The organism is Clostridia bacterium (assembly GCA_014360065.1).
Lineage (GTDB): Bacteria > Bacillota > DSM-521 > Neomoorellales > JACIYF01 > JACIYF01.
The window spans coordinates 1-10698 of record JACIYF010000088.1 but is presented as its reverse complement, the minus strand read 5'-3'; the positions used below and the strand labels follow the sequence as shown (position 1 = coordinate 10698).

Here is a 10698-nt window from a genome sequence, read left to right as displayed (position 1 = left end):
CGGGAGAAGCTTCCCGATCGTGACCAAGCCCAACCGATCAACGCCAGCTTGAGGGAATAGGCTTTCCCAAATATACCGGTACCAGGCCGGGTAGCAGCAAGAGAGCCTCCACCCATAAGCGCGCCCAAGTCGGACCGCAGTCTCAGGCACCATGACTGCAACACTCTCCCTAGCCGATAGAATATTTTTTAACATCTAGCAGGAAGACCCACTGTCTGCCGGGAATACCTTACCAAATGATAGAAGCGGAGGTGATCGATGGAAGTACCGAAGTAGGGGAACCTTCAGATCGTTTCTGGGAAACAAAAGGGTCTGGTGCAACCCCATCTTTATCGACAGGATCTAGGAGGTGGCCTCATGAGGCGATGGCTGAAGTGGCCCTTGCTCCTCGTTCTAGGAGTCCTATGGGGAGTAGCAGTTAGTATGGTGCCACCTTGGATTGAGGTCATCTATGATTGGGGGCCCCTGCCGCTCTATATATCTATGGCCCTGATGGTACCTGTTGGGGCGGTAATGTGCCTGCTTCCCCGACACCTGGCATGGGCTCTCAACTCCTACCTGTGGCAATCTGATTACAAGGCTATGTCGGTCCTAATCCCGGTTCACATAGTTAACGTGCTAATTATCTACTTAGTGGTAGTCGGCGTCCGCCGGGTTCTGGCTAGAAGAAGGAGCAGGCGAGAGCCGGGGGCCTGAAGTTCCCACTTTTGTAACCTCGAGTACCTGAGGGAGATTGCCCAGGGCACCCGGGGACATCTGTCCCCGGGCACCTGGTTGGAGGTGAGCCTAATGGGGGAGTTGCTATTGAAGCTGGCCTTGGTTTTTGGGCCTGGTGTGCTGAGCTGGGGAATTCTTATTGGAGGAAGTTACTGGTTTATTAGGCGCGGGTATGCCAAGCTCAAGGCCCGCTGGAAGGTAAGTCGGGGGTGGACGGCTGCCTTTTTGGCCCTCTGGTTTCTGACGGCTACCTTTGCTCTGGCCTATTTCGATCTCAATAAGCTCGTCTACCTCAAGGTCGAAAGGATCCCCCACCTCCGGGCCGCTCTGGCCGATCTCGGCTATGAGCGCACTCTTATGGGGTTGGGTATGCCTGACCCCAAGTACCATCACTACAGCTTTCATGTTCAAAAGCCTGATCAAGGACATTGGGTAATTGTTGACATTTATCTGCCCCCTCGTAACCGCATCGAAGAAGTACCCCCGGATATAGGCGAAAGGCGGGATCTCATATCCTCCACCGGCTCTGCTCGGCTGTACTACGACTGGAACCCACGAGAGCAGGCCTACGTGAAAGCGATCGTGGAGACGCCGGGCCGGGTATACATGGTTGGTTCTGCTGCAAAGAACCCTGAATCCTACCGGGATCTCTGCAACGTCCTCATGCGCGGAGAGTTTTCCGATATTGGCTGGACCCGGGAGGCCCGCACCTACTGGTACGCCGAGGCCAGCTTTTTCCGCTGGCTAAGTGCCTACTGTTCCCACCATGGGGATGGTATCCTAGATGTCCCGATGGCACTCCTGCCCCTTTCGGCCATGCTCTGGGCCCCGGTAATCGCCCTTTTGCCGGCGGGAGTCTTTACCTTCTTGCCTCTCTGGCTGTGGCTGGTCGCGTTTTTGATGGCCAGCATACTTGTGACCCTGCGGTGGCTTAAGGTTACCAAAGTGGACAAGGGCGAGAACGGGAGCTAGGAGCGAGGCTGTCCAAGGGGCGGTTGTCTTTAGCCCTTCCCTTTGACCCAGGGCAGGGCTGGCAGTATGATCCACTGCCGAGTTTGCCCGGAATAAATGGTGCTGCATAACAGGAATTGGTAACAGGCGGCGCTCATGCTATACTTAGATCGCAAGCCAACCTTCAGAGATTGTGTGGATCTATACTTCTTGTTGAGCTAAGGGATAATAACCCTAGAAGCCATACAGTATACCACAGGAAAGTTCGAGGACTGCTTCAATATAACTGAGTAATCAAAGAAGGGTAAGATAGCTTATGCGCACTGTATATAATTCAGGCAGAGTAAAAGAGCAGGTAGTTTTAAAACGTTGCCGGGATCTTATTAGAGAAATAGTCCCAGAGGCGACAGTAATCCTTTATGGTTCCCGTGCTCGGGGCGATGCTAAGCCTGATTCGGATTACGATCTTCTTATTCTTGTTAAAGGTCCGGTTGACTGGAACCTTGAAGACCGGATAAGGGACAAGCTTTACCCATTAGAATTGGAGACCGGGGCGGTACTATCCATAGCTGCTTTTAGCGAAGATGACTGGAACTCCCCCCTTTACCGGGCCATGCCTTTCAATCAGAATGTACGCCAGGAAGGTATAACTCTATTCACTATTTCACCAGAAGATTGTTAGGACTGGCTTGGTAAGTGCTACGGCAGGAAAGTTATACAACCGGCTATTCGACGCCCGCCAGAAAGCAGATTATGCCGATTTGGTTAAATTCAGCAGTGACGATGTTGCCCGCTGGCTTGATGAAGCCAAGGCTCTTGTTCACGAGCTTGAAAAGCTCATCCATCAAGAGATCAATCGTGATCAATAGATTGGCGCTCCTGATCCTTTTGGCCATGCTCTGGGCGCTGGTAGTCGCTTGGTTGCCGTGGAAGCCTTAACCTTTCCGCCCTTCAGGGTGCTTCTGGCGGCCGGCAAAGTCATGACCGGCTGGTGGCTTTGGGCTACCAGGCCGGGCGAGGGCAAGGGACAGCAGAGCTAGTGCATGGGTAGGGGCACGCGAGGCTTCCCTTTCTTAGACGCGCTCAAGCCACGACCCAGTATTAGGCATCATGACTACACTGCTTACTCAAATAGCTCTTGGGGTGGAAAGGAATCAAACTATGTTACCTCTTCCTCACCTTAGGAACCAGGTATAGCTAGTCCTATGTTCGGGTTGTGAGGTGGGCGAGATGCCTTCAGCCCCAATGGGCATAACCATCTGGGCCGTCATCATCGGAGTAGCTATCTGGTTCAAGGCATCAGGCTGGAAAAAAATCCAGCCCCGCTTCCTAGCTCGCCCCCGGCTGTCGGCGGTTCTTGTTCTGGCCTGGTTGGTTTCCGGCAGCTTGGCCCTTGGCTACCTTCCAGTGTCAAACCTGGTGGCGGCCAAGGCGACCGATGGCCCCAAGCTGATGCAGGCAGCCCTTAGGCTGGGCTATAAACCCTACTATGAGAACCTTTACCTGGCAAGGGAAAACCGGGGAGCCAGGTACGGTCTTACCTTTACCGACCCTAGAAGCAAGAAACCCTGGCCGGACAACACAATTAATTTCTGGGTGTGCCCGAACGCTAGTGACCCTGACTTAATTCAATTGGTGGCCCATGCTAACCCTGAGCCGGTACCCGGATGGGATGCCCACTTATACCATGCCCAATTATCTAATCGGGTTCCAGTTACGGTGGTCAGATTTGCTGATCGCGCCTACCTCATGTTCGATGGCAACGAAAAGGCCTTGATGGATATACTGGCGAAAAGCCAGGGGCTACCTACAACCAAAGGGCAAGAGCTGTCTTTCTACTATGATTTAGCTACTTTTCAGTATCGAATGGAGTTAATACACCATAGTGGCGGAAGCATTATCGCGGCCTGCCTTGTGCTTCCTGTCTACGCCTACGAGGTGGCGGCCATGCTTTGGGCCCCGGTAATTGCCCTCCTGCCGGCGGGAGCCCTAACCCTTTTGCCTCTCTGGCTATGGCTGATTGTGCTTTTGACAGCCAGCATGCTCGTGACCGTACAGTGGCTACGGGCTACCAGGCCGGACGGGGATAAGGAAAAGCAGGGTTAGGCGCGTGGCCAGGGCAAGGCAGGCTAGACCCGCGTATGAGCGCGCCTAAGGCGGGAACCACCCTCGGACACCATGACTACAGCACTCCCGAGCATGAGCTTTCTCCCCCTCCCGGCTGCCAGGCCCAGACCTTCGACCTCTCTCCCGGGGGTGAGCTGGTGGTGGGGTGGGGGAAGAGTGTGGAAGGTAGCCTGGCTGCCCATGCAGTAGAAGGCGCGGATGCCCTGCGCTGCCACCTTGGCTCCTAACAGGGCATTCCTATCATCCGGCTACAGATTATCACAGAGAGCGAGAGGTGGGTGTTGGTGGTGTCAAGGATATTCAAAGTTATTTTGGCTGTGTCTCTAGCTATCAATATGGTGGTGGCAGGGTTTTTGGTTAAGGACTGGTTGCATGCTCGCCAGGAATACCGGAACACCCAGGCAGACTATCAGGTCAGTGTTGGTTTGCTCAGGATGGCGGATGGGGAACTTAAGTCGCTTCCCCAGGAACAGTCGAAGGCCAAGCAGTTGCGCCACCTGGCGGCTGCCGACAACCACCTCATGAGAAGCATCCAGTTCTTCCAGAAGGTGGAGCCAGCCCTGGCCCGGGCCGGGGTGGAGACCCAAAACTTTATGCCCCGGCTGAGCGATGTTGAGTCCATTATCTACGGACAGCTGTTAGACGCTATCCTGGGCACCACCTCTCCGGGTATTGATCCTTTAGCTCCGTCCAAGGCACAAGCCCGAATCAGTTCCTGGGTAAAAGTTTTTCCGCGGGAGAAGCTTCCCGATTGTAACCAAGCCCAACCGATCAACGCCAGCTTGAGGGAATAGGCTTTCCCAAATATGCCGCCAGGGACAGGAGGGGGCCGCCCAATTTTTGGGCTGGGCCCCTTTAGGGTTCTTAATGCTCTTGTTGCGGTGACGGGTGGTGCAGGCGACCCTTCTTCCCGTTGCCGGAGAGCCTCCAACCTGGTGGCGCTTTGTACGGGGTACCTACCTGATCTGCGCTAGCTGGAAGCATGAGCGCTGGTCATATTTCAGATAATTAGCGCTTATTGGTTGACACAGCGCTAAAATAACGTGATACTGTAGTTGCGGAAGCCATACCATATACTACCTGGGAAGGGAGTAGTGGTTTAGTAGCCAGCTTGTTTTTTCCCTATCGGTTGGCTCTACCTAGCTCTAGTAACGAATAGCCATCTGCCCTGCTATGTATTTCGTAAGCTCACGCATCTGCCTATACTCTTTCCCTTTCAAAATCACGGTTGATTTGGGATAATCTACCAAGGTGTACAGTAGCAATAGCCGGCCATCAGAAAACGAATTGGATCGTGATAGTGGGATTTTCCGCTTCGACCAGCCCCTACCAAAACCGCACTACTGCCCGCATTTACGGATTCTGGGTACATGACCCGTGGTATCCCAGATCCCCCTCGTTTGTTCCAGACCAGTTTGTATGGGCTAATACACTCTGCGAGCAGTATATAGATCAAGTCTATGTTTCTGGAACGTGGTATAACTATAGAGTTACGGTAGAGAGAGATGACTTACAGGGAGTCATCAGGTACAACCTCAACGATTATGGGTACTACTAAGAATGAGAGGAGGGAGCACAATGAAAGCCAAAAGATGGCTCGTCCTTGCTGGTGCTGTAGGTAGCCTATTCGCCCTAGGGCTGTTCGCGGTCTTTTCGATGATCGCAAGCCGCGGGAGTATGGCCCAAAGTCCCGCCTATTCGATGACACCAATCCCCATAAACCAGCAGCTTTTCCACCGGGCTGTTAATATGGGTTTCTCGGATGCCCGTAACCTCGAACCTCGCTTCTTGTTCAACAATTCATCCGATCTTGCCGCTATCGCTGCCGGCCGAATTCAAGCGGTAGGGCTTCTCAAAGCAGGGTCATCGCTCCGGGATGGATTTGTTGATGCAGCTCCCACCGAACCACTCTTGGTGAAGTCATATGACCAATACGTTCAAGACTACTACCTGGTTCCCTTTGTTAAGAACGGCAAACCATCGGGACTAGTGGTGCTTTACCTTGAAAACGGCAAGGTTCATTGCGGCCATGCGGCTCGCTATGCGGACACTGCTACCCAGCCCCTACCGGTAATGAAAGATCAAGCTATAGCCATTCTAAAGAATGCGTACCAACTTGAGTCGGTTCCCGACCCAAGATTGATCTACCAGGGCCTGTGCCAGGAGATCCATGATCCCCTGCAGCCAGCCTGGGAATTTGACCTCGGGGGCAAAAAGGTATACGTCAATCAGGAAGGGAAGGTCTTTACCGCCTTCACCCGGCCCGAAAAGCTGGGGGGCTAGTTTGGGCTGCTTGAAACGTAAGTTTTGAGCTCCCGGGGGGCGGAATGGGGGCTGGGAATCGGCCCGGTTCCGTCCCTACTTTGCCCTTTCGCCAGGCAACACTTCCAGATAGGCTGAAACAGTTTGGCCCGTTGAGAAACCGGGACGAGGGTCTTCCATGCCTGCCTTGCCCGGGCCCTGCTGCCCACCGGCGAGTACATGGGAGGAGGCCGCTAACACGACCCCATCCTCGGAAGGACCCTGCCGCCCGACCCGCCCGTGGACCTGGAGTCTTACCTTGCCCAGATCGACGAGCTCGTGGTCACTTCTAGGTGCCCCTGCGGGGACCCCAGGTGCCACAGCGTCACATTCCAGCACTTCCGGGAGGGCAAAAGCGCGGATTCTTAACCCCCCATTAACTAAACTGGTGGCCAGCACCTAGACTTCATGTAGTATAATGAAAGGTCGGCGGGTCTGGCGTCAGGACCGAAAGGACCTGCCCATGGTGCTGAAGACCGGGGTGGAGCGCTGGATGGCTCCGCGCAGGATTACGGAGCAGAAGGCCAGCCCTCGGGATGGCAACAATTGGGTTTTAGGAAAGAGGGGATTGCCGTGCTGGCGTTTAAGTCCGAGGTTGCTATGATCAAGCATGAGGTATTGCGGGAGGTGGCGAGGCTGGCTTTGGCCGAGCAGCTCCGCGACCAAGTGGACCGCTTGCCGCGTGCTTTTACTGATTCGGGAATTACCCATTATCGGTGTTGCGTTTACAAGGAACGTGCCATTCTGGCCCAGCGGATTAAGCTGGCCTTGGGCTTTTCGCCCCATGAGGTGGATCCAGAGACCAGGCTAAGCGAGGTAGTAGATGCGTATTACGCTGGGCACCAGATAGTAGCCCCGGTTATCGATATCATTGAGGAGGCGTGTGATCGCTGCCCCATAGATCGCTATATGGTTACCGATGCTTGTCGGGGCTGCGTGGCTCATTTCTGCGTCAATGCTTGTCCCAAGAAGGCCATTAGCATTATGGGGCGGCGGGCTTACATCGATCAGGAGCAATGTGTCGAATGCGGCCGTTGCAGCCGGGCCTGTCACCTCCATGCCATCGTGGAGGTAATGCGTCCATGCGAGCGCTCCTGCCCTACTGGGGCCATCAAACCGGGGCCCAACCGCAATTCCGTCATTGATAAGGGCTTGTGCACTAGCTGCGGGGCTTGTGTTGCCGCTTGTCCCTTTGGCGCCATAAGCGACAAGTCCCAGCTAGTAGACGTGATTCAGTGGGTAAAGGCTGGGGAGCGAGTGGTAGCGGCTTTTGCCCCGGCTCTGGTTGGCCAGTTCGGGCCTCGAGTGGACATGGGGCAAGTGCTGGCTACCCTAAAGCAGTTGGGCTTTGCCGCTACCGCTGAGGTGGCCTATGGGGCCGACCAGGTGGCCAGGCAGGAAGCCGAAGAGTTCGGCCGGCGGGTGGCCGAAACAGGGTGGCTGGCCAGTTCCTGCTGCCCGGCCTTTGTGGCGTTTATTAGAAAGCATTACCCGGATTTGGTTGACCATATTTCCAAGACCCCTTCTCCCATGGTGATGTTGGCTCGTCACCTTAAGAAGCAAGACCCGAATATCCGGGTGGTATTCATAGGGCCGTGCGTGGCCAAGAAAGAAGAGGCCTTGGCTCCAGGAAGCGGCGTAGACGCAGCCCTTACCTTTACTGAGGTAGCGGCTTGGATGGATGCTATGGGCTCGGATCCAGCTAAGATTACCGTGCCAGTGGAGCCGGACCAGGTGGCATCGCCTTGGGGACGGGGCTTCGCGGTGAGTGGTGGGGTAGCCGCGGCTCTGAAGGCGGCCCTAGAGGGCCAGGGTACCGAGGTTGGATTTAAGCCGGTCCTGGCCAATGGTTTAGAGGAGTGCAAGCGCTACCTGACTCTGGCCCAAGCTGGGAAGTTGCCGGGGAATTTCCTGGAGGGAATGGCATGCGTTGGTGGTTGCGTAGGCGGCCCGGCGGCCCTGGTGGAGGCGGCCCATGGGGCCCGAGCGGTAGAAAGGTTTAAGTGCGCGTAAGGTCAAGCGCAGGTAGGTCTAGGGTCGTGGGATCGGGGACGGAAAATTCGACCCGGGCGCGGCAGGAAAACCCTTCTGGCCAAAGAATCTCTACCTAAGCTCCATTTTTGAGGATGGTCTTAGGTAGTGGTGGCAGTGGATTCACAAGCCAAGCAACTAGCCCGGCACCAATGGTCCAACAGCGCGGGCGAGGAGCCCATCCTTACCCTGCCGGAAGAGGTTAAGGATCGATCCTTGTACCTTCCGGTGGGCAATGAGTATATCAGCATCCCTTTTCTGGCGGAAAGGGATGCTTCCATTGGCCCGGTCAACCTGGTGTTGCACCAGGCCCGGGGTTTGGTGGAGTTCTCGGGAGGGCAGCGCCCTTTTCTTTTGCCGGTGATCGAAATCGATGGCCGGCCGCTGAAATGGGATGGCCAATTGACCTGGGAGCGGCGACATGGCTGGATTCCCAGCTTTTCGGTCATGGCTGCTGGCCGGGGGCCCGAGCTCCGAGCGCTGCAGCCATCCTTGCCCAGCCCAGACGTTGATGAACTCCCTGTGTCTGGCATGTGGGGCCCGCTAGGCCAACCTGTGGATTCCGGACCTACTGCCGATCCAGACCACCCAATCGACCCCGCGGCAGCCAAAGTGGCCATCCAGGGCACAGTTTTTGCTCCCCCTGGTTACCAAGGGGCAGTCTACCTACTTCAGGCACAAAACCTGGGCCAGCGCGCGGTTTCCTTATTCCTGGGTTGGGAAGGGTGCTGGCGGCGGACCTTGCAGACCATCTATAGCTCCCGGACGGTTGGCGGCCTGAATTGGGCTGGCCCCTGGCGCTGGGGGCAGAATTTGGTTTTGGAATCCCGGCCGGGGCTGAGTTTGGCCGCCTTGGCCATTGGCGCCTCTCGCCCGGTGGACTGCTTTCGCTGGAGCTTAGCTCGGGCAAGTGGGCGGGGCGCTTCTAAGCCTTGGAGCTTGGGCGTCCCTGGGCCAGAACTGAGCTGCGCTAATCCTGTGCCCCGGGAGTGGTCGACCCAGGAGGGGCTCAGGCTTTTGTTCCTCTTGGGGCAGCGCTACCGGTTAGAGCCGGGGCAAGCCGTAGATTTAGCCTTGTACCTGGCCGCGGCCCCCGAAGCTGACGGTGCCGGTGCCCACCTGATCGATCTTCAGCGGCGGGGTTGGAGGGTGCTGCTGAAAGAAAACTGCTGGTGGCTAGAAGCCCGGCTGGACAGATTAGTTGAGAACAATACCACTGGCTTGGACCTAAAAGGGCTGAGCGGCCGTGCAGTGGAGGCCGTGGGTGACAGGATAGGTGGAATGCCAAGGGAAAGCCGACCTGATGGACCAGGTGGGGAATTTGGGCAGGTTGGGCGGCGGGGCCAAGCTGGGCACGGTCAGCCCGATGGGCCCAAGCCGGGGGAAGAATGGTGGTTTAAGGGTCTAGGGACGGTTGGTGCTGATCTATTAGGAACCATGATTTCTAATCTCTGCTTTGGTTTCTTTTACACGGCGGCCAAGACCATCGATACCCAAGAATATTGTCTGCTCACTTCCCGCAGCCCGGCCTACTATGTGAGCGGCGCCTTCTGGTCGCGGGATGCTTGGCTATGGTCCTTCCCGGCCCTGGTACTCCTAGATGCGGATCTGGCCCGGCGGATCCTGCTCTCGGTGTGGCCCCGCCACCTTGCTGCTGCCGGCGTTCACAGCCATTACCTGGATGGCGCCGTCCTTTACCCTGGTTTTGAGTTGGACCAGCTAGCGGCGCCAATCGTTGCCCTGGGGCATTATCTTGACCAAAGCGGGGATTGGTCGGTGGTTGAAGAGGCACCGATAAAGGCGGGGCTAAAAGACTGGGAGCCAAGCCTCCAATCCTGGCAGTATGTTGATACCGGGCTTTATGCTACCTATCTCGACCCTTCCGATGATCCGGTAGATTACCCCTATCTGACCTATGACAACGTCTTGGTGTGGAAGGCGCTGAAGGTCTTGTCGGCAATATACAGTTATCAGGGGAACCGAGACAAGCACCAGCAACTTTCGGTCCAGGCCCAGGAACTTAAGGCCGCCTTGCGCCGCCATGCGGTTGTCAATGGCCCCTTGGGTCCCATGTGGGCTTGGTCTATTGATGGCCAGGGAAATTACCGCCTCTATGACAATCCTCCCGGCAGCCTCCAGCTTTTGCCATTTTATGGCTTCTGCTCGCCGGATGACCCCGTGTATCTAAATACCCTGGCTTGGATCTACTCACCCCACAACCCTTATTATTATCCTCATGCTTGTCCGCCGGGACTGGGGGGTGTCCACGCGGCCAACCCTTGGCCTTTGGCGGCCGCCAGCGCCCTTTTGGTTCTGGCGGGGCCTTCTGGTGAGGAGGTCAAGACGCTGGCGGTGGAGCCCTATTACTGGCAAGCCCTAAGGTTTTTCCAAGAGGCCAGGATGGACAACGGCTTGGGCTGCGAAAGCGTTGACCCGGCTAGTGGCAAGGTAAAGACGGGAGCGGCCTTCGCCAGTGCCGCCGGGTTCATCGGTTATGCCCTCTATCGGGCGCTGGCGAGTCGAGCTTTGAGAGCTGGGCGGGCAGATGGGATGCATCCCAATGTTGGGCTG

Annotated in this window: 10 protein-coding genes; all 10 read left to right on the top strand. The window is 56.3% G+C overall.

The window, feature by feature from the left end; genetic code table 11:
- Positions 1 to 357 precede the first annotated feature (357 nt).
- The gene (locus H5U02_11380) at positions 358 to 696 is read left to right on the top strand and encodes a hypothetical protein (GenBank protein ID MBC7343024.1); all 339 of its coding nucleotides are present in this window, start codon (positions 358 to 360) and stop codon (positions 694 to 696) included.
- 93 nt (positions 697 to 789) lie between these two features.
- Complete coding sequence (locus H5U02_11375) at positions 790 to 1689, top strand: hypothetical protein (protein MBC7343023.1); 900 nt, start codon at positions 790 to 792, stop codon at positions 1687 to 1689.
- Between the two features lie 295 nt (positions 1690 to 1984).
- Positions 1985 to 2350: a nucleotidyltransferase domain-containing protein gene (locus H5U02_11370; protein MBC7343022.1), complete on the top strand. Its 366-nt coding sequence runs from the start codon at positions 1985 to 1987 to the stop codon at positions 2348 to 2350.
- Positions 2343 to 2537 (top strand): HEPN domain-containing protein, encoded by a 195-nt coding sequence (locus tag H5U02_11365; GenBank protein MBC7343021.1) that lies wholly within the window; start codon positions 2343 to 2345, stop codon positions 2535 to 2537. The genes H5U02_11370 and H5U02_11365 overlap by 8 nt, the downstream gene beginning before the upstream one ends.
- Positions 2538 to 2898: 361 nt before the next feature.
- Entirely contained in the window at positions 2899 to 3774 is an 876-nt protein-coding gene (locus tag H5U02_11360) for a hypothetical protein (protein MBC7343020.1), read from the top strand.
- A gap of 35 nt (positions 3775 to 3809) precedes the next feature.
- Positions 3810 to 4022 carry a hypothetical protein gene (locus tag H5U02_11355; protein ID MBC7343019.1) on the top strand — a complete coding sequence of 71 codons (213 nt, stop codon included), beginning with the start codon at positions 3810 to 3812 and terminating at the stop codon, positions 4020 to 4022.
- A gap of 60 nt (positions 4023 to 4082) precedes the next feature.
- The gene (locus tag H5U02_11350) at positions 4083 to 4589 is read left to right on the top strand and encodes a hypothetical protein (protein ID MBC7343018.1); all 507 of its coding nucleotides are present in this window, start codon (positions 4083 to 4085) and stop codon (positions 4587 to 4589) included.
- A 784-nt stretch (positions 4590 to 5373) separates the two neighbouring features.
- Positions 5374 to 6078, top strand: a complete 705-nt coding sequence (locus H5U02_11345) for a hypothetical protein (protein ID MBC7343017.1) — start codon at positions 5374 to 5376, stop codon at positions 6076 to 6078.
- Between the two features lie 564 nt (positions 6079 to 6642).
- Entirely contained in the window at positions 6643 to 8109 is a 1467-nt protein-coding gene (locus H5U02_11340) for a 4Fe-4S dicluster domain-containing protein (protein MBC7343016.1), read from the top strand.
- A 126-nt stretch (positions 8110 to 8235) separates the two neighbouring features.
- Positions 8236 to 10698: glycoside hydrolase family 125 protein (locus H5U02_11335; GenBank protein MBC7343015.1), on the top strand; the 2463-nt coding region annotated here is incomplete at its 3' end.